Source organism: Marinibaculum pumilum (assembly GCF_042646425.1).
Classification (GTDB): domain Bacteria; phylum Pseudomonadota; class Alphaproteobacteria; order Ferrovibrionales; family Ferrovibrionaceae; genus Marinibaculum; species Marinibaculum pumilum.
In genome coordinates this window covers 596011-619544 of the sequence record NZ_JBHRTR010000054.1, presented here as the reverse complement: position 1 = coordinate 619544, position 23534 = coordinate 596011, and the positions used below count along the sequence as shown (strand labels likewise).

Genomic DNA, 23534 nt, shown 5'->3' with positions numbered 1-23534 from the left:
TCGGGACGGCCATGATCCTCAGACGGATCGACCTCGTGCTGGGGATCGTGGCCAGCCTGATCCTGGCCGCGATCGCCCTGCTGACATTCACCGACGTCGTCTTCCGCAATGCCGGGACGGTGATCCGCGGCACGGTGGAACTGACCGAGCTGATGATGGGCGCGCTGATCTTCACCGCCCTGCCGCTGGTCGGCTTCCGCGACGGCCATGTCACCGTGGAGCTGACGCAAGGGGTGCTGACCGGCATGCGGGGCCGCATCGCCCGGCAGCTGACCCGGCTGCTGTCCGCCGCCGTGCTGCTGGTGATCGGCTGGCAGCTGGCAGTGAAGGCGGACCGGCTGGCCTCCGCCAACGACCTCACCGCCACCCTGGGGCTGGAGAAGGCGCCGGTGGCCTGGTTCATGGCCGCGCTCTGCCTGATCGCCGGCGTGCTGATGCTGGCGGAGCTGGTATCCGGCCGGCCCGACGTGCCCGGCGGGACGGTGGAAGCCGGTGCCGGAACGGATGCGGGGGCCGATTCCGGACGCGGCGGAGCCGGGACATGACCCTCGCCCTGGTCGGCTTTGCCGCCCTGTTCATCATCATTCTCCTGCGGGTGCCGATCGCGTTTGCGATGGCGGCGGTCGGCTTCTGCGGCTTTGCCTGGATCCTGGGGATCGGCCCGACCCTGTCGATGGTCGGCACCACCGCCTTCGACGCCGGGCTCGCCTACAACCTGTCGGTCCTGCCGCTGTTCATCCTGATGGGCAATTTCGTCGCCCGCGCCGGGCTGGCGGGGGAGATCTTCCACCTTGCCCATGTCTTCCTGGGCCGGCGGCCGGGCGGGCTGGCGATGGCGACGGTGGTCGCCTGCGGCGGCTTCAGCGCGATCTGCGGCTCCTCGATCGCCACCGCGGCGACGATGTCGAAGGTGGCGATCCCGTCGATGCGCCGCTACGGCTACGACGAGTCCCTGGCCTGCGGCTCGATCGCCGCCGGCGGCACCCTCGGCATCCTGATCCCGCCCAGCGTGATCCTGGTGATCTACGGCGTGCTGACCGAGGAATCGATCGGCCAGCTGTTCGCCGCCGGCGCCATTCCCGGCCTGCTGGGGATCCTGTTCTACCTGGCCGCGGTGCGCTGGACGGTCTGGCGCCGGCCGGAGGCGGGGCCCGCCGCCGGCCCGGTGGCCTGGAGCGAGCGCTGGCAGGCGCTGCGCAACATCTGGGCGGTGCTGCTGTTGTTCGCGGTGGTGATCGGCGGCATCTATCTGGGCTGGTTCACGCCGACGGAGGCCGCCGGCATCGGCGCGGTGGGTGCCTTCCTGTTCGCCCTGGCCCGGCGCCGGCTGACCTGGCCGATCCTGTACGAGATCCTGCGCGAGAGCGCGGTCACCACCGCGATGATCTTCGCGATCCTGATCGGCGCGCTGATCTTCACCAACTTCATCAACTTCAGCGGCATGCCGGAGACGATGCTGGACTGGATCCGCGGCAGCGATGTCAGCCCGCTCTGGGTGATCCTGGCGATGATGCTCTGCTACCTGGTGCTGGGCTGCATCCTGGAAAGCCTGTCGATGATCCTGCTGACGGTGCCGCTGTTCTATCCGCTGGTGGCGGAGATGGGCTTCAGCCTGATCTGGTTCGGCATCCTGGTCGTGGTCGTCACCGAGATCAGCCTGATCACCCCGCCGGTCGGCCTGAACGTCTTCGTGCTGAAGGGCTTCGTGCCCGACGTGCCGGTGCGCCGCATCTTCGCCGGCGTCCTGCCCTTCATCGCCGCCGACGTGGTGCGCCTGGCCCTGCTGCTGGCTGTGCCGGCGCTCTCCCTCTGGCTGCCGGACCTGCTGTTCGGGTGAAGGCGGGGCGGTCACACGCGGAAACATGAGAGCCGCGGCCTTGCCCGCAGCGATTGCGACCTGTCAGTCTGGGCCCGCCGACATCGGCCGGGTGGATCGCAGCCGCAGCGTGGCAGGGAGCAGCAGATGGACAGGAACACCGGTTCCGGCACCGTGAAGCCTCCGCAGAAGGACCGCACGGCGCCGGCGCGCAAGCCTCGCAAGGACGGCCGTATCGACCTGGACCGTGTCTCCGGCGGCGGCTTCACCAGCCCTGACGGCGATACCCTGTGACCGGTCACCGGTTCGCCGCGTTCCTCGACATATCTCGCCTGGCGCAGGCGGCATGAGCGGCGCGCCCGCGATGGCGCCCGGAGCGACTCGCCGTCGCTGGCTTTCGGCACGGTCATGCCGGCGCTACGGTTACGACCGTGCGCAGGACGCCACTGCCGGGAGGAAGCGATGACCGACGCCTATCCGCGCGACATGGAAGGCTATGGCCGGGCCTGGCCGACCACCCGCTGGCCGGGCGGCGCCCGCATCGCCGTGCAGTTCGTGATCAATTTCGAGGAAGGTGCGGAGAGCAACGTGCTGCACGGCGATCCGGTCTCGGAATCGCTGCTGTCGGAATTCGGCTTCGCGATGCCGCGTCCCGATGCGCGCTACAAGCCGATCGAGAGCATGTACGAGTACGGCACCCGGGTCGGCTTCTGGCGGCTGCACCGGCTGTTCACCGGGCGCGGCATCCCGATCACCGTCAATGCCGTGGCGATGGCGTTGGAGCGGGTGCCGGCCTGCGTCGCCGCGATGGTCGAGGCCGACTGGGAACTGTCCAGCCACGGCTATCGCTGGCTCGACTATCACGACGTGCCGGAGGAGGTGGAGCGCGCCCATATCGCCAAGGTCGTCGAGATCCACCGGCGGATGACGGGGCAGCGGCCGCTGGGCTGCTTCATCGGCCGGCGCAGCCCGAACACGGTGCGCCTGGTCGCCGAGGAGGGCGGCTTCCTCTACACCCAGGACAGCTATGCCGACGAGGTGCCCTACTGGATCACCGAAGCCGGCCGGCCGCTGCTGGTGGTGCCCTACACGGCGGACGTGAACGACCACCGCTTCGCGACCAGCCCGGGCTTCGACTGGGGCGCGCCGTTCTTCGAATATATGCGCGATGCCTTCGACTGGCTGTACGAGGAGGGGGCGGAGACCCCGCGCATCATGCAGGTCGCCCTGCACAACCGGCTGGTCGGCCGGCCGGGCCGCATCGGCCACCTGCGCCGCTTCCTGGACCATGTGCAGGGCCATGACGGGGTCTGGTTCGCCCGCGGCATCGACATTGCCCGCCACTGGATCGCGCAGCATCCGGCGCCCGGCGGGGCAGGGTAGCCGTCAGCGAATCTGTGACTTCCCACATTTTCTCCCGTATGTAGGGGGCATCCCTGCGGGAGGGGGCCGGGTGAGCAGCAAGCGCGAGCGACGACAGCGGGAGATCATTGCCAGGCTGTCGGAACAGCCGGGGATGCGGGTGGGAGAGCTGTCGGAGCTGTTGTCGGTGACAACGGAGACGATCCGCCGCGACCTGGACGATCTGACCCGGCAGGGCCTGCTGAACCGAACCTATGGCGGCGCAATCCTGACCCAGGGCGGCGAGCCGGCCCTGTCGCAGCGCCACGCCCTGCTGGTGGCGGAGCGCACCGCCATCGCGCAGGCCGCGGCGCCGATCCTGGCCGGCGCCAACGTGCTGATGATCGGCTCCGGCGCCACGACCGTGCATGTCGCGCGGCGGATCGCCATGGAGATGAGCCGGATCACCGTCATCACCCATTCCTTCGGCGTGGCGACGGTGCTGTCCTTCAACCCGACGATCACCGTGCTGATGACCCCGGGCATCTACCATTCCGGCGAGGGCGCGATGCACGGCGCCCAGACCGCGCGCTTCCTGCAGGACTATCGCGCCGACTGGGCGATCATCGGCGCCAGCGGCCTGACCCCCGACGGCCCCAGCGACGCGCTGATCGAGATCGCGGAGGTCTATGCCGGCATGGTCCGCCAGGCCGGCCGCCGCATGGTGGTGGCCGACGCGTCGAAGTTCGACAAGCTGTTCACCGCCAGCTACGCCCGCTGGAGCCAGATCGACACCCTGGTCAGCGACCGGGCGCCGAAGGGCCCGCTGGCCAAGGCGCTGCGGGGTTCGGGGGTGGAGATCAGTATTGCTAAGATCTTATGATGGGTAGTTGTATGATGTATGATCAGATGCTGTGACGAATGGCATTCAATGAGACGACTTTTGCGAGAGGCGCGCAGGAATATCCACTGCTGCACCAACCAATATTCGCAAGATTTCCAAAGTATTCAAAAGGGGGAGGGCGGGGATGCCAATCGAAATTTCGGATATTAAGAAGATTGTAAATATTTCAAGAACAGTTCTTCTTTTTGGGGCGGGAGCTTCGGTTCCTTCTGGGGCGCCCACCGGCGCGGCCATGGCAGGTAGACTATGGGAGGAATTGGCAAAAACAGCGTCACAGAGCGACGATTTAATTGAGACTACTAGCGTGCTCGAACGACTGCATGGTCGAAAGCGTGTCGTCGAAGCAATCCAGAAGACACTTAAGCCTCTACAACCCACAGGCGGACTGCTAGCTATTCCAGAGATGAATTGGAGTGCCATTTTTAGCACTAATTTTGATCTATTAATCGAAAAGTCATACAAATTAGCGGGAAAAGAACTTTCAGTCATTAAATCAAATTTTGATCTTACAAATAAAGAAGGTAGAATATCTACAACTCTCTATAAGATACATGGTTGTATCTCTGAAGACAGATCGCTTGGAAATAAATCATCTATGCTGTTAACCGAGTCAGATTACGATGAGTACAGGAAATATAGACAGTCTATTTTTTCGACAATAGAGAGTATGTTTTTAAGTAATGACATAATTATCATTGGCCAATCTCTAAGAGATAGACATTTACAAGATTTGGTCAAAAAAGTCCTTTCGTTCAAAGATGAAGGAATAAATTCAAATGTATTTTTAATTGTTTACGAGAGAGACGATTTGCGCGCGCCTCTACTTGAAGATCGTGGCGCTAGACTGGCATTCGGGGGGATCGATGAATTCTCTCATGCTTTTTCGTCTGATATAGAAACCCAAGATGGTTTGCTAGTTCTCTCGGGGGACGAGTATAGACTGCCTATAAATGTAGTTAGTAGTGTTTATGATGTTATTCATAAAAAGTCAGAAGATTCGAATATTTTGAGAATGTTCAATGGCGGTGCGGCTACATACGCTGATATTAAGGCGAATGTGACTTTTGAACGGCTCAGGTATCGAGATATATTGAAAAAAATAGATTCTAGTGAAGTTAAAATTATTACTATCACCGGAGCTGCCGGCGTTGGGAAGACAACTTTTGCTCGACAAATCGCGTTGGCTTGTCAAGAAAAGGGAGCGCTTGCGTGGGAGCACAGAAACGAGTTTCCTTTTAATTCGAAAGTTTGGCTAAAAATCGAAGAGAAATTGAGAAAAGAAAATATTCACGGCATTCTCATATTGGATGAATGTACTAGATATCTGCGGCAAGTAAACATGCTGGTTGAAGGTCTCCCCCCATCCGATACCTCGTCGCTTTTAATTGTGGCGACGGCCAATTCTTCTCAATGGGTGCCTAGGTTAAAATCGCCAGAAATATTTACAAACGGCGATTTAATAGAGCTTTCCAAATTGGAAGATTCTGAAATATCTTCTCTAGTCAATTTATACAATCACAATCGAGAAGTGCAGAAACTTGCTGATAGAAAATTCTCGAATTTGTCTCGAAGAAGACAGGTTGGTAGATTGAAGGATAAATGCGGGGCGGATATGTTTGTTTGTCTAAAAAATATTTTTGCATATGAAAATTTAGACAAAATAATATTAAATGAATATGATGAATTGGAAGAAGCGCCTCAAGAATATTATCGATATATTGCAGCTCTTGAAGCGATAGGAGCTAAAGTACACAGGCAAATGGTGATGCGGATGTTGTCCATTGGGGCAAATCAAGTGAGTTCTGTGCTTGATCGGCTTTCCGGCATCGTGGATGAATACGAAATTAATCCCAAGTATGGAATATATGGATGGTCGACGCGGCATGTTGTAATTGCGCGAAAAGTTACAGAGTATAAATTCTCTGGTGCGGAAGAAATGCAAGATCTTTTTGAGAAAGTTGTTGAAAATATAAATCCTGCAATTCCTATTGAATTGCAGAGTATTAGAGATCTTTGTGATTCTGAGTTTGGAATTGGAAGAATATCAGATACGAAAATTCGTCAACAATTATACAGAAAACTCATCAGTGCCGCTCCAGGTGAACGTATACCATGGCATCGTCTGATCAGAGAGCTATTGGATTTTGAGGGTCTTGAAGATACTGAGTATGCGATCAGAGATGCGATGGAAGCAGTAGGCCGTGACGGGCCACTTGATCGGTATGCGGTCAGACTTCTTTTGGAGAGAGCTAAGCGGACTGAGGGAATTGGCGACGATGATAGGTTAGCCTTAGTAAGACGTGCATATGAAACTGCTGAAGGGAACATAAATTATCATCGGAATGATAAGTTTAGCTTCACCACTTTGTGTGATGCCGCATTCGCTTATGCCAATAGAGAAGGAAGTGCATACATTGTGGATGAAGCTATCGCGAAGTTGCGTGAAGCTTCGGAAAGATTATTGGATCCGGAATTAGATAAGAGGTTGAGGAAATACGAAGAAATGAGGGCTCGTATATAGTTACATATGCATCATATTGCTTTTATGTTTTTGCCAGCACCCGCTCCAGCGCATCGGCGAAGATGTCGGCCTCGTCCGGGCCGAGGCAGAGCGGCGGGCGGACCTTCAGGGTATGGCCGAAGCGGCCTGCGGCGCCGATCAGGACATGCTCGCGCTTCAGGCCGTTGATGACTGCGGTGGCGAGGTCGGGGGCGGGGGCGCCGTCATGTTCCAGGTCGACGCCGATGAACAGGCCGGCGCCGCGCACGGCGGAGATGCGGCGGTCGCGCGCCGCCATGTCGCGCAGGCGCGACATCAGGTGCGCACCGACGGTGGCGGCATTCGCCTGCAGGCCTTCCTCCGCGATCACCCGCAGCACCGCATGGCCGGCAGCGGCGGCGACCGGGTTGGCGCCGAAGGTGTTGAAATAGCCGACATCCTCGCAGAACGCCGCGACCAGGTCCGGCCGGGCCGCCATGCCGGCCATCGGGAAGCCGTTCCCCATCGGCTTGCCCATGGTGACGATGTCGGGGGACAGGCCGTGCCGCCCGAAGCCCCAGAAATGGTCGCCGGTGCGGGCGAAGCCGGGCTGCACCTCGTCGGCGATGAACAGGCCGCCGGCCTCCCGCATCGCTGCGACGGCGGGGGCAAGGAAGCCCGGCGGGTCGGCATGCACCCCGTCGCTGGAAAAGATGCTGTCGCAGACCAGCGCCGCCGGGCGGTGGCCGCGCGCGGCCAGTTCGGCGATCGCCTGCCGCACCGCGGCGGCGAAGCCCTCCGCCAGGCCCGCGCCGTCGGCTGTGCCGAACAGAGCCGGGTCCGGCTCCGGCACCTGGGCGACATGGTCCGCCGGCGCGCCGCGCTTGAAGGCCGATGGCGAAATCTCCGTCACCGCCGCGGTATTGCCGTGATAGGCATTGCGGGTGACGACGAAGCCGGTGCCGCCGCTGGCCCGGGCGGCGACCCGCATCGCCAGGTCGTTCGCCTCGCTGCCCGAGCAGGTCAGGACGATGTTGGACAGGTCCGCCGGCAGCTTCGCCTTCAGCGCCTCCAGATAGTCGTCGACCACCGGGCTCAGATAGCGGGAGTTGATGTTCAGGCGCGCGATCTGGTCCTGCACCGCCGCCACCACGGCGGGGTGGGTGTGACCGACCGACGGCACGTTGTTGTAGAAGTCCAGATAGCGGCTGCCGTCGGCGGCGATCATCCAGGCGCCTTCGCCGGCCACCATCTGGATCGGTGCGTCGTAGAACAGGACGGCCGCCGCGCCGACATTGGCGAGCCGCCGCGCCAGCGCCGGATCGGCCGCCGCCGCCCCGTCCGCCGCCGGCCGGTAGGCATTCATGTCCAGGATCTGGCGGGCCTTGCTGCCGGTCATCGGCCGGTTCCGCCGCCGAGCCAGGCTTCGGCGATCGCCAGGGTGCCGTCGGTATAGGCGGGTCCGCCCAGCTCCTGCGCCGTCGGCGTTTCCGCATGGCTGGCGATCCAGGCGGTCAGCAGCAGGCGCCGCAGCATGACGAAGTCGGGGATCGCCGCCACCTCCTCCATCGACAGTGGCGCGACGGTGCCGTAGCCGGCGATCCAGGCCTCCTTCAGCGCCGGCACGATCGGCTCATGCTCGATGAAGCTGATCGCGGCGGCGAAGTCGTAGACGAACCAGCCGAAGCCGCAATCGTCGAAGTCGATCACCCCGAGCCGGTCGCCGTCGGCCAGCAGGTTGGCCAGGCGCAGGTCGGCATGGACGAGGCCGAACCGACCCGGGCCCTCGCCATAGGCGGCGAGCCTGTCCTTCAGCGCCATGCAGACCCGTTCCAGCAGGGCGCGGCCAGGCGCCTCCAAACCCAGGGCGTTCCGCCAGTCGCCCCAGTGCGGCGCCGGTCCGACCGTGGTCTCCCAGTTCCAGGTCTTGCGGATGAAGCCGGGCGGTCGCTGCCAGGCGCGCGTATGGGCGTGCAGTCGCGCGCTGATTTCCCCCAACTCCCGAAAGCCTTCCGCCAGACCGTCATCGGCAGCCGGCTCCTGGCCCTCCATGAAGGCGAAGGCGACCACGTTGCGCACCTGACCGTGATGGTCGAACTGCGCGATATGGCCGCCGCCGCGGGTCTCCAGTGGCGGTGGGGTGGCGACGATCCGGTCGGCGATCAGCGCCTGGATCCAGGCGAGTTCGGACTCGATCTCCGCCCGGCTGTGATAGTCGGGGCGATGGACCCGCAGGATCACCGGCGCCGCCGCTTCCGGATCGTCGGCGCGGAAGGTGGCGTTCTCCGACAGGTTCAGCAGGCGCACCTCGGTCCGCGGCGACAGGCCCCATTCATGGACCAGGCCCGCGGCGCCGGCGCGCAGTTCCTCAACGAAGCTGTCCTGATAGAGCGCGGCCATCGACTGGGCCTCCCGGTTCCGGATCGCCTGTTCCGGATGCCGCCTGTTCCGGATCGAGGTCGCGCCGATCATGAAATTCGGATCTTTGACTTGCAACATTTATCTTGCGTTCTGCAAGATTGTTGCGGATGCTGACAAGGCTTCGCGCAGCCCCGTCCGGGGGGCGCGGGGCAGGTGTCCGGGAATCGCCCTGCATCAGAACGGGCGGACCGGACCGGGGAGCGCAAGCGTACGCCCGCGGCGCGAATGCCGGGCGACCGCTGCATCGCAGCGGTCGCCACAGTTGCTGTGGCAACCAGTTGCCAGGCATTGGCGAGATCGCATTCGACACCGGGGGAGACGGATATGAGGATTTCACGTCGTACGTTCCTGCAGGGCAGCAGTGCCGCGGCCAGCCTGGCCGTGGCTGCACCGGTGCTTCTGGGCGGGCCCCGCCGGGCCCTGGCCGCACGGGACAAGGAACTGAACATCCTGTGCTGGGAAGGCTACAACACCGACGACGTGCTGGGGCCCTTCCGCGACGCGCATGAAGGCATCACCGTCCGGGCCGAGAGTGGCACCTCCGACCCCGACATGATCAACAAGCTGCGCGCGGGCGAGGTCAATGTCTGGGACCTGATCAACCTGAACCAGCCCTGGGCGCGCCAGCAGCTGCTGCCGGAAGGCCTGATCAAGCCGCTCAACAAGGAGCGGTTCATGCCCTATTTCGCGAAGATGGCGCCGGAATTCGCCGACCCGGCCTATCCGCTGGCCTTCGCCGCCAATGGCGACCTGATCGGCATGCCGCAGCGCTACGGCCCGTTCTCCTTCGTGGTGAACACCGACAAGATCAGCCGCGAGATGGCGGAGGACCAGGGCTGGAAGCTGTTCCTGGATCCGAAGCTGAAGGACCGCTACGGGGTCCTGACCTACGACAACTGGAACCTGATCCATATGTGCCTGACCGGGGACCTGAACCCGTTCAAGCCGCTGGACGAGAAGGGCTTCGCCACCTTCACCGATATCGCGAAACAGATCTTCGCCGGGTCGAAGCTGCTGACTGACGATCTGGTGCGATGAACACCGCGCTGATCAACGGCGAGATCGACGCCTATTTCACCGGCGGCACCTACACCGCCAGCCCGGCGCGGCTGGACGGCCTGTCGAACGTGCGCGGCATCACGCCGAAGTCCAGGCCGGTCGACGGCAAGGGCGGCGTGGTCTGGATCGAGCTGACCTCCGCGGTGGCCAATCCGGACCCGACCCCGCTGGCGGAGGATTTCCTGGAGTTCGTGCAGCAGCCGGAAATCTGCAAGGCGGTCGGCTTCGCCGAGGGCACCTACAACCCTGTCAGCCAGATGGGCGATCCGGAGGTCTTCAAGCTCTGGGACAAGGACGAGCTGGACGCCATCCAGTGGGACAGCCTGCCGGAGGAAATGGCCGGGTCGGTGGAATATTCGGTGGTGGCCGACTACGCCAAGCTGCTGGAGATCTACACCGCGGCCAAGCGCGGCTGACCGGTCAGCATTCCGACCTGCGGGCCCGGCGGCTTCGCCCGCCGGGCCCGGATCCCGTAGCCCGCCTTCCATTCCACGGATTCCGCCTGCATGTCCGGCACGCCCATCCTCCGCCTTGCGGGGCTCCTGAAGAAGTTCGACAGCTTCACCGCGCTGGACAGCATCGACCTGGAGGTGGCGGAGGGCGAATTCCTGGCCATCGTCGGCCCGTCGGGCAGCGGCAAGACCACCCTGATCCGGCTGCTGGTCGGCATGGACGAGCAGACCGAGGGCTCGATCTGGCTGCGCGACCAGCGGCTGGACCGGGTGCCGGCCAACCGGCGGCCGACCTGCATGGTGTTCCAGTCCCTGGCGCTGTTTCCGCACCGCAAGGTGGGGGAGAATATCGAGTTCCCGTTGAAGATCCGCGGCGTGGACCGGGCAACCCGGAAGGCGCGGGCGATGGAGCTGCTGGAGCTCCTGCGCCTGCCGCCGGACTACTACGACAAGCGCGTCCAGCAATGTTCCGGCGGCGAGCGCCAGCGCATCGCCCTGGCCCGGGCGCTGGCCTTCGACCCTGAGATCCTGTTCTTCGACGAGCCGCTGTCGGCGCTGGACTACCGGCTGCGCAAGACGCTGGAGAAGGAGCTGAAGGACCTGCACGCGCGGACCGGCAAGACCTTCGTCTACATCACCCATTCGCTGGAAGAGGCGATGGTGATGTCCGACCGCATCGCCATCATGCGGGCCGGCCGGATCGAGCAGATCGGCGCGCCGGAAGAGATCTATGCCAGGCCCTCCAGCCGCTTCGTCGCCGAGTTCATGGGCGAGGTGAACCTGTTCCCCGCGACCGGCACCGGCTTTGCTCATGTCGCCGTCGACCCGGCCGCCCTGGCCCGCGCCGGCATCGAGCCCGCCGCCGGCCACTGCCTGATGGTGCGGCCGGAAGGGCTGGAGATGCTGGCGTCCGGTGCGGCGGCGGAGGTGACGGCCGACGGCGTCCTGACCGCGAAATACGTGCTGGGCTCGCGCATCCAGTACCTGGTCACCCTGGACGACGGCCAGCCGGTAACGGTGGAAGTCCTGCGCGAGAATGCGGTCGATGCGGCCGAGGGCGCGGCCCTGCGGGTGGGCTGCCCGCTGTCGCGCTGCCACCTGGTCCCCGAATGAGCGGCGGGGAATGAGGGTCGCATGGAACGCCTGAGCGCCCGCCTCGGCCTGTTCTGCGCCCTGCCGCTGGGTGTGGTGATGGTGCTGGCCTTTCTGGCACCGCTGCTGGTGGTGGCGATCTTCTCGGTGATGCCGCAGAAGGTCTTCTCGCTGCTGAATGCGCCGGACTTCTCCTCCTACGCGATCATCGTCGGGCAGGGCTACTGGCGCTCGGTGGCCTGGTCGCTGTTCATGGCTTTCCTGTCCACCCTGATCCTGTTCCTGCTGTGCTGGCCGCTGGCCTATGGCATGGCGAAGGTGTTCGGCCGCTTCACCCTGGTGCTGACCATCGGCGTGGTGATGACCCTGTTCGTGTCGGAGAATATCCGCCTGTTCGGCTGGGTGCTGACCCTGATGAAGGGCGGCCTGTTCGAGGGGCATCTGCGCGCCTGGACCGGCAGCGGCTTTGACGGCCTGCTCTACGACGTGCCGGCGATCGTCTTCGGCCTGGTCTATGTCTACCTGCCGTTCATGCTGTTCCCGCTGGCGCAGGGCATCGCCATGGTGCCTGACGATGCCCGCCAGGCGGCGGCCGATCTGGGCGCCTCGCGCTGGCAGGTGCTGGTGGAGGTGGACCTGCCGCTGACGGCGCCCGGAATCCTGGTCGGCAGCCTGTTCAGCTTCGTGCTGGCGGCCGGCGCGCTGGCGGAATCCAAGCTGCTGGGCGGCCAGGCAGTGGTGGTGATCGCCGACGAGGTGGAAACCGCCTTCACGTACGGCCAGAACTGGCCGCTGGGCTCCGCCCTGACCATGGTGCTGGTGGCGATCGTCGGCGGGCTCGCCTTCCTCGGCATTTCCCGGGTCGACCTGGACGCGATCATGGGGCGCAAGCGCTGATGCCGGTCCATCGCCTCACCCGCATCGCGCTGTACCTCTACGGACTGCTGGTCCTGCTGTTCCTCTACCTGCCGCTGGTGTCCGTCGGCTTCGCCTCGGTCTCCAAGGCACGCTACCTGACCTTCCCGATCAGGAAATACGCGACAGGCTGGTATGCGGAGGCGGTCGAGAGCCAGACCGTCGCCGACCTGCTCTGGACCTCGCTCACCATGGCGCTGATCGTCACCGCGGCATCGATGGTGCTGGGCTTCTTCGGCGCGCTGGCCTTCGCGCGCTACCAGTGGCGGTATCGCCGGCTGTACCAGAAGCTGATCCTGCTGCCGATCTTCTTTCCGCAGGCGGTGCTGGGGCTGGCGCTGCTGATGTGGTTCAACGCGCTGGGCATCATCCCGTCCTGGCATACGGCGGTGGTGGCGCACCTGGTCTGGATCGCACCGATCGCCACCCTGGTGATCGCGATCCGCGCCTATTCCTTCGACCCGGCGCTGGAGGAGGCGGCCCGCGACATGGGCTGCACCACCTGGCAGGTGCTGCGGGAGGTGACGATCCCGCTGCTGATGCCGGGCGTGATTTCCGCCGGGCTGTTCGCCTTCCTGCTGAGCTGGGGCAATTTCCCGCTCTCGCTGTTCACCACCGGGGCCGATTCCACCCTGCCGGAATGGCTCTATGCGAAGATGGTCGCCGGCTACTCGCCGCTGGTGCCGACGGTCGGCATGCTGTCGGTCATGGCATCGGTGCTGCTGCTCGCCCTCGGCCTCACCATCCCCGCGCTGGTCCGGCGGCTGCGCGGCCTCACCGCGGAATAGGAGGAGAACCCATGCTCTCGCCCATCAGGGACAAGGCGGTCATCGTCACCGGCGGCTCGAAGGGCATCGGCCGCGGCATCGCGAAGGTCTTCGCCGCGCAGGGCGCGAAGGTGATGGTCACCGCCCGCGGCCGGGAGGCCGCGGCGGCCGTGGTGGCGGAGATCCGGGGCGCCGGCGGCACCGCGGAAATGTGCCTGGGCGACGTGGCCGACTGGGGCGATGTGCAGGCGATGATCGCGGCGACGGTGGAGGCGTTCGGCGGGGTCGACATCCTCTGCGCCAATGCCGGCGCCTTCCCGCAGACCAAGATGGTCGACATGGCGCCCGAGGAATGGGACCAGGTGCTGGGCACCAACCTGAAGTCCAGCTTCCTCTGCGTGAAGGCCTGCATCCCGCAGTTCGAGAAGGCGGGGCGGGGCCGGGTGATCCTGACCTCGTCGATCACCGGGCCGATCACCGGCTTTCCGGGCTGGAGCCACTATGGCGCATCGAAGGCCGGCCAGCTGGGCTTCCTGAAGACCGCGGCGATGGAGCTGGCGCGCTACAACACAACGATCAACGCGGTGATGCCGGGCAATATCGTGACCGAGGGGCTGGAAGGGCTGGGCGCCGACTATCTGGCCACCATGGCCGCCTCGATCCCGCTGAAGCGGCTGGGCTCGGTGGAGGATATCGGCCATGCCGCCCTGTTCTTCGCCTCCGACGAGGCCGGCTACATCACCGGCCAGACCATCGTCGTCGACGGCGGCCAGGTGCTGCCGGAAAGCCTGGAGGCGCTGCAGGAGATCTGAGGCGGGCAGACGGTTCCGCCAGTCCGTCAGGTTCCGTCGGGCGGGGACGGCTTCGCCGCCCACATCTCCACCTCCACCAGGAAGCCGGGCAGGAGGATCGCCTGCACCGCGGTGCGGGCCGGGCGCGGCTCCGGCATCATGGCGGCATAGACGGTGTTGAAGCGCGCCCAGTCCGCCAGGTCGGTCAGGTAGACATTCGCCTTGAAGACGTCGGCCAGGTCGCATCCCGCCGTGGCCAGCTGGCGGGCGCAGTTGCGCAGGGTGGCTTCGGTCTGGACCTCGACCGTGTCGCCGATCACCGTCCCATCGGCATCCACCGCGACCTGGCCGGACACCACGACAAGGCGGCGGGCATCCACCTCCAGCACCGGCGAATAGGGCCCTGCCGTGCTGTGCTGGGACGCACCTGCGGGCAGGTGCTTCAATGAATGGCTCCGGCCCTGGGGATGGCTCTGGGGATGCGTCCGGCGCACCTCTCCTGGCTCCGTCATGGCGGGCTCCCTGTTCCGGTCGTTCGCTCTGCCGCCGCCAATGCCGCGACCATTGCAGCCGCACTATATCGACCAATTACAACCAATTCCAACCCTTTGGCGCTGACCGCCATCGTGGCTGATCAGGCGGCGCGGACCTTGGGTGGCGCCATGCCGCGGCAATGGCGGCGGTTGCGGAGCGGCGGGCGGCGGGCCAGATTGGGTGGCAATGGTCGCGGCCGGTCCCGGCCGTCGATGTCCCGCCTGTGCTGGAAACCGCTACCCATGCCCGCTTCCGACCGGCCGCCGCCGCTTGCCGCCATCGCCACCAACGTCATTGCGACCAATGAGCGGGCCACCCCGTCGCTGGTCTACCGCGCGCTGCTGCAGGGCATCCGCAACGGGTCGATGGTGCCGGGGGCGCGGCTGCCGAACGAGCGCGAGCTGGCGCAACAGCTGAACACCAGCCGCACAGCGGTGCGCAGCGCCCTGGCGATGATGGAGCGCCAGGGCCTGGTGCACCGCAAGGTGGGCAGCGGCACCTTCCTGTCGGACCAGGCGCAGGAGGTGTTCAGCCGCATGGACCAGACCGATGCGGCAAGCCATGACGAGGTGCCCTCCTTCGCCGAAATCGTCGAGGGGCGCCTGCTGTTCGAGCCGGCGATGATGCGGCTGGTGGTGGCCCGGGTGGAGGAGGCGGATATCGCGGCGATGCGGTCGAGCCTGGCCGAGATCCTCTCCGCGCCGACCTGGGAGCGGTTCAAGGAAAGCATCTACGCGCTGCACCGGCAGGTCTTCGCTTCGACCCGCAACCGCTTCCTGATGCAGGTGATGAGCTCGATCCTCGACGATCGCCGCGCGGTGCATTTCGACGGCCGCGACACCGACAAGCCGCCGCCGGACGCGGTGCGCCGGCAGACCCACAAGGACCTGGCCGCCATCGTCGACGCGGTGGCGGCGCGCGACGGCGACCGGGCCGAAGCCCTGGTCTCCGATCACCTGATGCGCACCCTGGCGACCATCAACATCTGGCAATAGCCGCCGGCGGCCGCCGGGCGGGCGGCACCCATGCTCGAATGATTGCAAATGGTCGCAAGTGGTCTAATATGGTCCACAGTTGCGGCGGCCGGTCCGGCGTGCCGCATGAGCCCTGCATGAGGCCGTCGGGGAAGGGTCCGGATGCCGCATCTCGCCGTCCAGAGCGTCGCGAAGAGCTATGACGGCAATCCGGCCGTGCAGGAGATTTCCTTCGCGGTCGAGGCCGGCCAGGTCCTGGCCGTCTGCGGCGAGAACGGCGCCGGCAAGTCCACCCTGATGAAGATCCTGTCGGGCGCCACCCTGCCCGACCAGGGCGCGATCCTGCTGGACGGCCGGCCGGTGACGATCGACCGGCCGGCCGCCGCCGGTGCATTCGGCATCCGCACCGTGCACCAGGAATTCAGCCTGCTGCCGCACATGAGCGTGGCGGAGAACATGCTGCTCGGCCGCATGCCCACACGGTCCCTGCCGCTGCCGGGTCTGCGCTTCGTCGTGGACTGGCCGGCGGCGAACCGGATGGCCGGCGCGGTGCTGACCGATTTCGGCTTTCCCGACATCGATCCGCGCGCCCTGGTCCGCCACCTGAGCGTCGCGCAGCAGCAGATCGTGGAGATCGCGAAGGCGCTGGCCGCGGGGCCGGAGATCCTGATCCTCGACGAGCCGACGGCGGTGCTCTCCGCCTCGGAGACGGAGATCCTGTTCCGCCGCATCCGCGCCCTCGCCGCACAGGGCACCACCATCCTCTACATCTCCCACCGGCTGGAAGAGATCTTCGAGATCGCCGACCGGATCGTCGTCCTGAAGGACGGCCGCTCGGTGCTGGAGGGCGCGGTGGCGGAGCTGGACGAGGAACGGCTGATCCGCGCGATGGTCGGCCGGCCGCTGTCGGCGATCTATCCGGAGCGGCGCGGCAGTGCCGGCGCGGCGGTGCTGGAGGTGACCGGCCTGGGCCGCGACGGGGCTTTCGAGGCGATCGACTTCTCGGTCCATGCCGGCGAGATCGTCGGCATGTTCGGCCTGGTCGGCAGCGGCCGGACGGAGATCGCGCAGGCCGTGTTCGGCGCCCGGCCCGCCGACCGCGGCCGCATCGTCCTGAACGGCCGGGCCCGGCGGTTCGCCTCTCCGGCCCAGGCGGTCGGTGCCGGGCTGGCGATGGTGACCGAGGATCGCAAGGGCGACGGCCTGGCCCTGGAAGCGAGCGTGCAGGACAATGCGGTCCTGGCCAGCTACAGCCGGATCGCCCGACTCGGGGTGATCAATGCCGCGCGCCGGCACGACCTGGTGGCCGGCCAGATCGCCGACCTGTCGATCCGCCCGGCGGAGCCGGAGCGGCCGGTGCGCCAGCTCAGCGGCGGCAACCAGCAGAAGGTGGTGCTGGCGAAATGGCTGCTGGCGCCGGACCGGGACCTGTTCATCTTCGACGAGCCGACCCGCGGCGTCGACATCGCCACCAAGGCGGAAATCTACCAGATCATGCGCGACCTGGCCGGTCGCGGGGTCGCGGTGCTGCTGATCTCCTCGGAGATGCCGGAGGTGCTGGGGCTGTCCGACCGGGTGCTGGTGGTGCGCGACGGCCGCCTGGTGGCGGAGCTGCCGCCGGCCGGACTGGATGCCGAGACGGTCTTCGCCCATGCCGCCGGTCTGCCGGTGCCGGCTTCCGGCGCGGGCGGCACGCCGCCGGTCTTGCATTGAGTGGCGCCCGATGATGCGGCTGGCGGTGCGAACCTCCTGGCTGCGGCTCAGCCGCGCGGACATGCTGTTCGCGCTGGCGATCGTCGCGCTGGTCGTCTTCGCGGCCTTCGCCTCCGACGCCTTCCTGACCCAGCGCAACATGGTGAACATCTCCCGCCAGATGGTCACCAACGGCTTTCTCAGCCTGGGCATGCTGATGGTGATACGCACCGGTGGCATCGACCTGTCCGTCGGCTCGGTGCTGGCGCTGGCCGGCATGCTGGCGGTGGGCCTGCAGGCGCAGATGCCGTTTCCGCTGGCGATGGCGGTCGCCGTCGCGATGGGCGTGGTGGTGGGCTGGCTCAACGGCTGGCTGGTGGCGCGCTTCGACCTGCAGTCCTTCATCGTCACCCTGGCAATGATGGGCAGCCTGCGGGGCCTGACCTACGTCTATGCCGATACCCCCCGTTATCCGGAGGAGGCCGCCTTCCGCTCCCTGATCGGCGGCGCCTTCCTGGGGCCGGTGCCGGTCACCTTCATCGTCTTCGCCGCCGCGGTGCCGGTGGTCTGGTTCTACCTGAACCACACGGTGTCCGGCCGCGCCGCCTTTGCCATCGGCGTCAACAAGGAGGCGGTGCGCCTGGCCGGCGTCAATGTCCGCCGCCACCTGATCTTCGCCTATATCGCCTGTGCGGTGTTCGCGGCGATCGCCGGGGTGCTGCTCTCGTCGCGCCTGGGCATCGCGCAGCCCAGCGTGGGCATCGGCTACGAGCTCGACGCGATCGCCGCGGTGGTGATCGGCGGCGGCCTGCTGGGCGGCGGCGGCGGCACGGTGCTGGGGGTGCTGGGCGGCGTCCTGGCGCTCGCTGTCGTCGACAACGTGCTGAACCTGTTCAACGTCGATTCCTATTACCAGCAGCTCCTGAAGGGCCTGATCATCCTGGTGGCGGTGCTCGCCAGGCGGCGCAGGCTCTGACCGGAAAGGGCAGGGGCGGTTTCGCGAAGGCCGCGGGAAGAACCCGCGGCAGGACAGAAGGGAGAGGCAGAATGAGCATCGCATCCAAGGCGCGGCGCATGGCGACCGCGGCGGTCATGGCAGGCGGCATCGCCGTCGCCGGTCTGGCCATGCCGGCAGGACCGGCGGCGGCAGAAGAAGAGATCCGCATCGGCATGGTGAACCTGTCGCTGTGCTGCGCCTATTTCGTCGGCATGGACGCCGCCGTGAAGGCGGAGGCCGCGCATTATTCGAACGTCGAGATCCTGTCGACCGATGCCGGCGGCGACGTGGCGAAGCTGACGGCGGACGTGGAGGACCTGCTGAACCAGCAGGTCGACGCGATCATCGTCTCCGGCGGCTGGATCGAGGCGGCGCCGGCGGCGACCGACGCGATCACCCAGGCCGGCGTGCCGCTGGTGATGGTCGACCGGCTGCTGAAGCTGGCCGACTACACCAGCTGGGTCGGCCCCGACAACCGCGCCATCGGCGAGGGGATCGGCCGCTACATCGTCGAGCGCCTGGACGGCAAGGGCCGGGTGGCGGTGATCCGCGGCGGCCCGGCCGACAATTCCATCGGCTCCAACCGGACCGAGGGCATGACCTCGAAGCTGGAAGGCACCGGGGTCGAGGCGGTGATCGCACCGGGCTGGGCCGGCTGGAGCGCCGATGGCGGCTTCAAGCAGATGGAGGATCTGCTGGCCAAGGAGGAAAAGCTCGACGCGGTGTTCTGCGAGAACGATTCCATGTGCCTGGGCGCGCAGAAGGCGATCGCCGATGCCGGCCGTGCCGGCGAGATCTTCATCACCTCCGTCGACGGCGAGAAGGGCGCGCTGGCGGCGATCATGAAGGAGGGCGGCAATTACGGTGCCACCGGCCTGAACTCGTCGGACCAGATCGGCCGCGCCGGCTTCCACCGCACGATGGCGATCCTGGCCGGCGCGGTGCCGGAGAAGGACACCGTCCTGCCCTCGCCGATCATCACCGAAGAGAACGTGGTGAAGTTCTACGACGAGAAAAGCACGTTCTGAGCCGGGGCCGGGCGCCGCGGTCATGCCAGGCCTTGAGCCGCGGCTGTCCGGCTAAGCTTTTCGGCGGTGTGGAGCGAGCCACACCGCCGACTTCATGCATCACGCGCGGATTTGTTCCGCGCGTCCATGCTGCAGCCACTCGATGAGAGCCTGCCTTGATTGACCCTGGCGGCACCCTGGATCGCCGCGACGAGCGCGGCGGTGACGCTTGGGGGGATGTGGTCGAGACCTTGGAGCAGGGCGCGCCGCCCGCCATCCCCTAAAGCGCGATCCGCGTCTTCGTTTCCGCCACGTTCACGCCGCGGCGCCATTGCAGGATGTACTCCGTGGCCGGCCGGATGTCCGGTGCGGCGAGCCAGAGCCGCCACAGGTGGCGGCGGCGGGCCGGTTCCGGCCAGTCGGTGAAGCCGGTGCGGGTATGCAGCATCACCTCGTTGTTGAGGATCTGGATGTCGCCGGGGCGCAGCTCCATCGACAGGTGCTGCGCCTCCGCGATCTCCTCCGCCAGGCGCAGGCCCTCCGCCTGGGCCGAGGTCAGCGCCGGTGCGCCGGGCAGGGCATGGCCCTTTTCGATATGCTTTGGGCCGAAGGCAGTGCAGAGCAGCCCGTCCTTGAAGGCGAAGACCGGGCTTTCGTACCAGGGCTGCTGGGCGGGATCCGCCTCGCCATGCTTGGTCCAGCACAGCGGCTGCATCAGCGCCTCGACCAGGTCGGGGCGCAGGGAGAGCAGGGTGTTGTAGACCGCGACTGACGAGGCAACCTTCGACAGCCCGCCTTCCATCGCCGTGCGCAGGCAGAACAGGGCGACCAGCTCCGCCTGGTCGCAGTGATAGTCCATCGTCACCGCGGTCTGGTAGCCGCGCACGTTCGGGTCGTCGTAGCTCTTGCCGGTGTCGTGGACATGGCCGATCAGGTCGCCGTCCGGATTGTTGGAGATCGCCTTCCCCAGATGCCGGCCGATCCCCCAGAAGATCGCCGCGCATTCCGCCTCCGGCATGTCCTGGCCGTCAGGAGTGCCGACGGGCAGGCCGCGGATCAGGGCGAGGCCCGGCCCGTCCTTCAGCTCCCGCCGGATGCGGGCCAGCGGCAGGGCGAAGCGGCCGAGGTCGAAGCCGTCGCGGCCGATGCCGGTGAGGCGGGTGGGGTCGCCGCCCGCCACGTCGAGCGCCGCACGGCCGGCCGCGCGCAGGTCGGCGACCTCTCCGTCCGTCAGTTCGTGGATCCAGGAGCGGTCACCGCCCAGATCGGCGGCGGTCCAGTTGGCGGGATCGGCCACCGGCCGTCCCGGCCGCGCGGTCGTGCGGCTCTGCGGTGTGAACGCCATCTTCAGCCCCTTGCTCCGAGTTCGGGGGAGGATAGCAATGCGGGCCGAGGTACCGGAAGCGGGGGCGGGGAGGGGCTGGCATGCATCGCAAGCGGGACGGCGCGCCGGCCGGTCCTCCCATGCCGTCCCTCGTTCCCGCCTTGAGCGGGAAGCCGTTCCGATGGCGTGGCGGTCCGGTCAGATCGCCAGGTACTGCTGCCGCAGCTCCTCGTTGTCCAGCACCTCGCGGGCGGGGCCGTCGAAGACCACCTGGCCCATGTCCAGGATCGCCGCGCGGTCGGCCAGGTGCAGGGCGGCGATGGCGTTCTGCTCCACGATGATGGTGGTCAGGCCCAGGCCCTTGATCTCTTCCAGGATCTTCTCGATCTCCTGCACGATCACCGGGGCGAGGCCCTCATAGGGTTCGTCCAGCAGCAGCAGCTTCACCTCGCGGGCCAGCGCCCGTGCCACCGCCAGCATCTGCTGCTCGCCGCCGGAGAGGGTGACGCCTTCCTGCTTGCGGCGTTCCGCCAGGCGCGGGAAATGGTCGTAGATCCGCTCCAGTTCCCAGCCCTTGGGCTCCACGATCTGGGCGAGCTGCAGGTTCTCCTCCACCGTCAGGCCGGGGATGATGCGCCGGTCCTCCGGCACCAGGCCGACGCCGACCCGGGCGGCCTGGTAGGCCTCCATCCTGTGCAGGGCCTTGCCGTCCAGCCAGACCTCGCCATGGGTCAGGGCCGGGCTGTCGACCCGGGCGATGGCGCGCAGGGTGGAGGTCTTGCCCGCGCCGTTGCGGCCCAGCAGGGCCAGGATCTCGCCCTCGCGCACGTCGAAGCCGACCCCCTGCACGATGTAGCTCTCGCCGTAATAGGCGTGCAGGTCGCGGGCCGAGAAAAAGGCCGGGGCGGCCGCGGCGCCCGGCGCCGGCGCGGCGGCGGCACCCGCCTCGGCGGTGCGGGCAGGGCTTTCGGAACCGGGCATGTCGTCGATGGCCTTCATCATGTTCATAGATGCGCTCCGCCAAGATAGGCTTCCTGGACCCTCTCGTCGCCCTTGATCTCCGCGGGCGCGCCCTCGGCGATCACGGTGCCCTGGGCCAGGACGGAGATCCGGTGGGCGAGGGAGAACACGACATGCATGTCGTGCTCGATGACGATCTTGGTGATGCCGCGCTCGCCGATCCGCTTCAGCAGGTCGATGGTGGCGTTGGTGTCTGCGCGCGACATGCCGGCGGTGGGCTCGTCCAGCAGCAGCAGCCGCGGCTCCTGCACCAGGCACATGGCGAGCTCCAGCCGCCTTTTGTCGCCACGCGACAGGGTGCCGGCGGTCTCGTCCTTCTTCTCCGCCAGGCCGACCTCTTCCAGCAGATGCTCGGCCTTCTCCCGCACCGCGCGCTCGCCGTCGACCCGGATCCACGACTTCACCCGGAAGGCGCCGTCGCGCCGGGCGAAGGTCGGGATCATCACGTTTTCCAGCAGGGTCAGGTCGGCGAAGATCTCCGGTGTCTGGAACACCCTGGCGACGCCGGCCTGATTGATCTGGTGCGGCGCCAGGCCCAGCAGCGAGCCGCCGTCGAACATCACCGTGCCGGTGTCCGGCGTCAGGCGGCCGACGAAGCAGTTCAGCAGGGTCGATTTGCCGGCGCCGTTCGGGCCGATGATGGCGTGGACGGCACCTTCCTCCACTTCCAGGTTGACGTTGCGCAGCGCGGCCAGGCCGCCGAACTGCTTGTTGAGGTTCTGCACCTGCAGGATGCTCATCGTTCCCACCCCCTCACTGCGCGCCCTGGTGGCTGGCCGTGCCGGCCGCCTGCCGGCGCTGGCGGCGCCGGGCCGCGACCCGCCCCAGCCGCCGGAAGCCTTCCATCAGCCCGCCAGGCAGGAAGATCACGATCAGCATGAACAGCACGCCCAGGGTGAGGTGCCAGCCCTCGCCCACGAACAGGCTGAGGATGCCGACGACGACGCTCTCCACCCCGTCCGGCAGGAAGGCGAAGACCTGGTGCAGGACCTGGTCGTTGAAGGCGGAGAAGATGTTCTCGAAATACTTGATCAGCGCCGCGCCCAGCACCGGCCCCAGCAGTGTGCCGGCGCCGCCCAGGATGGTCATCAGCACCACCTCGCCCGACGCGGTCCACTGCATCCGCTCCGCGCCCGCCAGCGGGTCGGTGGCGGCCAGCATGGTGCCGGCCAGGCCGGCATACATGCCGGAGATGATGAAGGCGGTCAGGGCGTAGGGCCGGGCATGGACGCCGGTATAGTTGATCCGGTTCTGGTTCGACTTGATGCCTCGCAGCATCATGCCGAAGGGCGAGCGGGTGATCCGCAGCGCCAGGTAGAAGCCGATGATCAGGATCACGCCGCAGAAGTAGAAGCCGGGATAGCCGCTCATCTCCAGCCCGAACAGGTTGGTCGAGGGCAGGCCAACTTCCGGCACCACGCCGAACCAGCTGTCCAGGATCCGCGGATCCTGCGCGGTGAGCTGCAGCCCGGTCTCGCCGTTGGTGATCGGGGTGAGCACCGAATAGGCGAGGTTGTAGCACATCTGCGCGAAGGCCAGGGTCAGGATCGAGAAGTAGATGCCCGTCCGGCGCAGGCTGATGAAGCCGATGGCGGCGGCGAACAGGCCGGCGAACAGGATGCCGAAGGCGACCGCCGGCAGCACGTTCATGGTCAGCAGCTTGAAGCTCCAGACCGCGGTGTAGGAGCCGACGCCCAGGAAGGCGGCATGACCGAAGGAGAGGTAGCCGGTCAGGCCGAACAGGATGTTGAAGCCGATCGCGAAGATCCCGTAGATCGCGAACTTCTGCATCAGGTCCGGATAGGCGGCGCCGATCGGGTCGAGCCAGAGCGGCATCGCCAGCACCGCGACCGCGAAGCAGAGCATCAGGATCGCGTCGTTGCGGGGGCCGGGCTGCACCAGGCGGCGCGGGCCGGGGCTGGAGAGTTCCATGGAAGCGGCGCTCATCG

General features: G+C 66.1%; 23 protein-coding genes. 16 read left to right on the top strand and 7 right to left on the bottom strand.

The genetic code is table 11. The features are described 5' to 3' along the window. Positions 1-11 precede the first annotated feature (11 nt). The 6 genes from ACFOGJ_RS29765 to ACFOGJ_RS29740 all read left to right on the top strand — a co-directional run bounded on the left by ACFOGJ_RS29765 (position 12) and on the right by ACFOGJ_RS29740 (position 6582). Complete coding sequence (locus tag ACFOGJ_RS29765) at positions 12-545, top strand: TRAP transporter small permease (protein WP_379906959.1); 534 nt, start codon at positions 12-14, stop codon at positions 543-545. After that, a complete protein-coding gene (locus tag ACFOGJ_RS29760) occupies positions 542-1837 on the top strand; it encodes a TRAP transporter large permease (RefSeq protein ID WP_379906957.1) in 1296 nt (431 codons plus the stop codon). The genes ACFOGJ_RS29765 and ACFOGJ_RS29760 overlap by 4 nt, the downstream gene beginning before the upstream one ends. Positions 1838-1963: 126 nt before the next feature. Continuing rightward, complete coding sequence (locus ACFOGJ_RS29755) at positions 1964-2110, top strand: hypothetical protein (RefSeq protein WP_379906956.1); 147 nt, start codon at positions 1964-1966, stop codon at positions 2108-2110. A 168-nt stretch (positions 2111-2278) separates the two neighbouring features. Then, positions 2279-3199, top strand: coding sequence for an allantoinase PuuE (gene puuE, locus ACFOGJ_RS29750; protein WP_379906955.1), 921 nt, complete (start codon positions 2279-2281; stop codon positions 3197-3199). A 70-nt stretch (positions 3200-3269) separates the two neighbouring features. After that, complete coding sequence (locus tag ACFOGJ_RS29745) at positions 3270-4040, top strand: DeoR/GlpR family DNA-binding transcription regulator (protein WP_379906954.1); 771 nt, start codon at positions 3270-3272, stop codon at positions 4038-4040. Positions 4041-4185: 145 nt separating this feature from the next. Further along, the gene (locus ACFOGJ_RS29740) at positions 4186-6582 is read left to right on the top strand and encodes an SIR2 family protein (protein ID WP_379906952.1); all 2397 of its coding nucleotides are present in this window, start codon (positions 4186-4188) and stop codon (positions 6580-6582) included. A gap of 22 nt (positions 6583-6604) precedes the next feature. Here the strand turns inward: ACFOGJ_RS29740 and ACFOGJ_RS29735 are convergent, their stop codons facing one another. Beyond that, positions 6605-7939 (bottom strand): aspartate aminotransferase family protein, encoded by a 1335-nt coding sequence (locus ACFOGJ_RS29735; protein WP_379906951.1) that lies wholly within the window; start codon positions 7937-7939, stop codon positions 6605-6607. Beyond that, a complete protein-coding gene (locus ACFOGJ_RS29730; protein WP_379906949.1) occupies positions 7936-9039 on the bottom strand; it encodes a phosphotransferase enzyme family protein in 1104 nt (367 codons plus the stop codon). The genes ACFOGJ_RS29735 and ACFOGJ_RS29730 overlap by 4 nt, the downstream gene beginning before the upstream one ends. Before the next feature lie 246 nt (positions 9040-9285). Between ACFOGJ_RS29730 and ACFOGJ_RS29725 the strand changes: the two genes are divergently transcribed. The 6 genes from ACFOGJ_RS29725 (at position 9286) to fabG (ending at position 14058) form a co-directional block, all read left to right on the top strand. Next, complete coding sequence (locus ACFOGJ_RS29725) at positions 9286-9999, top strand: ABC transporter substrate-binding protein (protein ID WP_379906948.1); 714 nt, start codon at positions 9286-9288, stop codon at positions 9997-9999. Beyond that, positions 9996-10436 (top strand): hypothetical protein, encoded by a 441-nt coding sequence (locus ACFOGJ_RS29720; RefSeq protein ID WP_379906947.1) that lies wholly within the window; start codon positions 9996-9998, stop codon positions 10434-10436. The genes ACFOGJ_RS29725 and ACFOGJ_RS29720 overlap by 4 nt, the downstream gene beginning before the upstream one ends. 90 nt (positions 10437-10526) lie before the next feature. Continuing rightward, positions 10527-11585 (top strand): ABC transporter ATP-binding protein, encoded by a 1059-nt coding sequence (locus ACFOGJ_RS29715; RefSeq protein WP_379906945.1) that lies wholly within the window; start codon positions 10527-10529, stop codon positions 11583-11585. A gap of 21 nt (positions 11586-11606) precedes the next feature. Then, a complete protein-coding gene (locus ACFOGJ_RS29710; RefSeq protein ID WP_379906943.1) occupies positions 11607-12461 on the top strand; it encodes an ABC transporter permease in 855 nt (284 codons plus the stop codon). Beyond that, a complete protein-coding gene (locus tag ACFOGJ_RS29705) occupies positions 12461-13267 on the top strand; it encodes an ABC transporter permease (protein ID WP_379906942.1) in 807 nt (268 codons plus the stop codon). Before ACFOGJ_RS29710 ends, ACFOGJ_RS29705 begins: the two co-directional genes overlap by 1 nt. Before the next feature lie 11 nt (positions 13268-13278). Next, entirely contained in the window at positions 13279-14058 is a 780-nt protein-coding gene (gene fabG / locus ACFOGJ_RS29700; protein ID WP_379906941.1) for a 3-oxoacyl-ACP reductase FabG, read from the top strand. A gap of 26 nt (positions 14059-14084) precedes the next feature. Here fabG and ACFOGJ_RS29695 read toward each other — a convergent pair whose 3' ends face one another. After that, complete coding sequence (locus ACFOGJ_RS29695; RefSeq protein WP_379906940.1) at positions 14085-14549, bottom strand: RidA family protein; 465 nt, start codon at positions 14547-14549, stop codon at positions 14085-14087. Between the two features lie 264 nt (positions 14550-14813). Between ACFOGJ_RS29695 and ACFOGJ_RS29690 the strand changes: the two genes are divergently transcribed. From ACFOGJ_RS29690 to ACFOGJ_RS29675, 4 genes are all read left to right on the top strand, one after another. Next, on the top strand, positions 14814-15566 hold the full coding sequence (locus ACFOGJ_RS29690) for a FadR/GntR family transcriptional regulator (protein WP_379906938.1): 753 nt from the start codon (positions 14814-14816) through the stop codon (positions 15564-15566). Between the two features lie 141 nt (positions 15567-15707). Beyond that, a complete protein-coding gene (locus ACFOGJ_RS29685; protein WP_379906937.1) occupies positions 15708-17258 on the top strand; it encodes a sugar ABC transporter ATP-binding protein in 1551 nt (516 codons plus the stop codon). Positions 17259-17268: 10 nt separating this feature from the next. Continuing rightward, on the top strand, positions 17269-18213 hold the full coding sequence (locus ACFOGJ_RS29680) for an ABC transporter permease (protein WP_379906935.1): 945 nt from the start codon (positions 17269-17271) through the stop codon (positions 18211-18213). 71 nt (positions 18214-18284) lie between these two features. Beyond that, positions 18285-19262, top strand: a complete 978-nt coding sequence (locus ACFOGJ_RS29675; protein WP_379906934.1) for a substrate-binding domain-containing protein — start codon at positions 18285-18287, stop codon at positions 19260-19262. Positions 19263-19521: 259 nt separating this feature from the next. On the opposite strand, the gene ACFOGJ_RS29670 is transcribed toward ACFOGJ_RS29675, so the two are convergent. The 4 genes from ACFOGJ_RS29670 to ACFOGJ_RS29655 form a co-directional block, all read right to left on the bottom strand. Further along, a complete protein-coding gene (locus ACFOGJ_RS29670; protein WP_379906932.1) occupies positions 19522-20586 on the bottom strand; it encodes a TauD/TfdA family dioxygenase in 1065 nt (354 codons plus the stop codon). A 177-nt stretch (positions 20587-20763) separates the two neighbouring features. Then, on the bottom strand, positions 20764-21573 hold the full coding sequence (locus ACFOGJ_RS29665) for an ABC transporter ATP-binding protein (protein ID WP_379906931.1): 810 nt from the start codon (positions 21571-21573) through the stop codon (positions 20764-20766). After that, the gene (locus tag ACFOGJ_RS29660) at positions 21570-22325 is read right to left on the bottom strand and encodes an ABC transporter ATP-binding protein (RefSeq protein WP_379906929.1); all 756 of its coding nucleotides are present in this window, start codon (positions 22323-22325) and stop codon (positions 21570-21572) included. Before ACFOGJ_RS29660 ends, ACFOGJ_RS29665 begins: the two co-directional genes overlap by 4 nt. Before the next feature lie 13 nt (positions 22326-22338). After that, positions 22339-23532 (bottom strand): branched-chain amino acid ABC transporter permease, encoded by a 1194-nt coding sequence (locus ACFOGJ_RS29655; RefSeq protein WP_379906928.1) that lies wholly within the window; start codon positions 23530-23532, stop codon positions 22339-22341. Positions 23533-23534: the final 2 nt, after the last annotated feature.

What these genes read in the sequence shown, in the direction of transcription:
- ACFOGJ_RS29765 (WP_379906959.1), top strand. Translation starts at nt 12, where the DNA reads ATGATCCTCAGACGGATCGACCTCGTGCTGGGGATCGTGGCCAGCCTG.
- ACFOGJ_RS29760 (WP_379906957.1), top strand. Translation starts at nt 542, where the DNA reads ATGACCCTCGCCCTGGTCGGCTTTGCCGCCCTGTTCATCATCATTCTC.
- ACFOGJ_RS29755 (WP_379906956.1), top strand. Translation starts at nt 1,964, where the DNA reads ATGGACAGGAACACCGGTTCCGGCACCGTGAAGCCTCCGCAGAAGGAC.
- puuE (WP_379906955.1), top strand. Translation starts at nt 2,279, where the DNA reads ATGACCGACGCCTATCCGCGCGACATGGAAGGCTATGGCCGGGCCTGG.
- ACFOGJ_RS29740 (WP_379906952.1), top strand. Translation starts at nt 4,186, where the DNA reads ATGCCAATCGAAATTTCGGATATTAAGAAGATTGTAAATATTTCAAGA.
- ACFOGJ_RS29735 (WP_379906951.1), bottom strand. Translation starts at nt 7,939, where the DNA reads ATGACCGGCAGCAAGGCCCGCCAGATCCTGGACATGAATGCCTACCGG.
- ACFOGJ_RS29730 (WP_379906949.1), bottom strand. Translation starts at nt 9,039, where the DNA reads ATGTTGCAAGTCAAAGATCCGAATTTCATGATCGGCGCGACCTCGATC.
- ACFOGJ_RS29725 (WP_379906948.1), top strand. Translation starts at nt 9,286, where the DNA reads ATGAGGATTTCACGTCGTACGTTCCTGCAGGGCAGCAGTGCCGCGGCC.
- ACFOGJ_RS29720 (WP_379906947.1), top strand. Translation starts at nt 9,996, where the DNA reads ATGAACACCGCGCTGATCAACGGCGAGATCGACGCCTATTTCACCGGC.
- ACFOGJ_RS29715 (WP_379906945.1), top strand. Translation starts at nt 10,527, where the DNA reads ATGTCCGGCACGCCCATCCTCCGCCTTGCGGGGCTCCTGAAGAAGTTC.
- ACFOGJ_RS29710 (WP_379906943.1), top strand. Translation starts at nt 11,607, where the DNA reads ATGGAACGCCTGAGCGCCCGCCTCGGCCTGTTCTGCGCCCTGCCGCTG.
- ACFOGJ_RS29705 (WP_379906942.1), top strand. Translation starts at nt 12,461, where the DNA reads ATGCCGGTCCATCGCCTCACCCGCATCGCGCTGTACCTCTACGGACTG.
- fabG (WP_379906941.1), top strand. Translation starts at nt 13,279, where the DNA reads ATGCTCTCGCCCATCAGGGACAAGGCGGTCATCGTCACCGGCGGCTCG.
- ACFOGJ_RS29695 (WP_379906940.1), bottom strand. Translation starts at nt 14,549, where the DNA reads ATGACGGAGCCAGGAGAGGTGCGCCGGACGCATCCCCAGAGCCATCCC.
- ACFOGJ_RS29690 (WP_379906938.1), top strand. Translation starts at nt 14,814, where the DNA reads ATGCCCGCTTCCGACCGGCCGCCGCCGCTTGCCGCCATCGCCACCAAC.
- ACFOGJ_RS29685 (WP_379906937.1), top strand. Translation starts at nt 15,708, where the DNA reads ATGCCGCATCTCGCCGTCCAGAGCGTCGCGAAGAGCTATGACGGCAAT.
- ACFOGJ_RS29680 (WP_379906935.1), top strand. Translation starts at nt 17,269, where the DNA reads ATGATGCGGCTGGCGGTGCGAACCTCCTGGCTGCGGCTCAGCCGCGCG.
- ACFOGJ_RS29675 (WP_379906934.1), top strand. Translation starts at nt 18,285, where the DNA reads ATGAGCATCGCATCCAAGGCGCGGCGCATGGCGACCGCGGCGGTCATG.
- ACFOGJ_RS29670 (WP_379906932.1), bottom strand. Translation starts at nt 20,586, where the DNA reads ATGGCGTTCACACCGCAGAGCCGCACGACCGCGCGGCCGGGACGGCCG.
- ACFOGJ_RS29665 (WP_379906931.1), bottom strand. Translation starts at nt 21,573, where the DNA reads ATGAACATGATGAAGGCCATCGACGACATGCCCGGTTCCGAAAGCCCT.
- ACFOGJ_RS29660 (WP_379906929.1), bottom strand. Translation starts at nt 22,325, where the DNA reads ATGAGCATCCTGCAGGTGCAGAACCTCAACAAGCAGTTCGGCGGCCTG.
- ACFOGJ_RS29655 (WP_379906928.1), bottom strand. Translation starts at nt 23,532, where the DNA reads ATGAGCGCCGCTTCCATGGAACTCTCCAGCCCCGGCCCGCGCCGCCTG.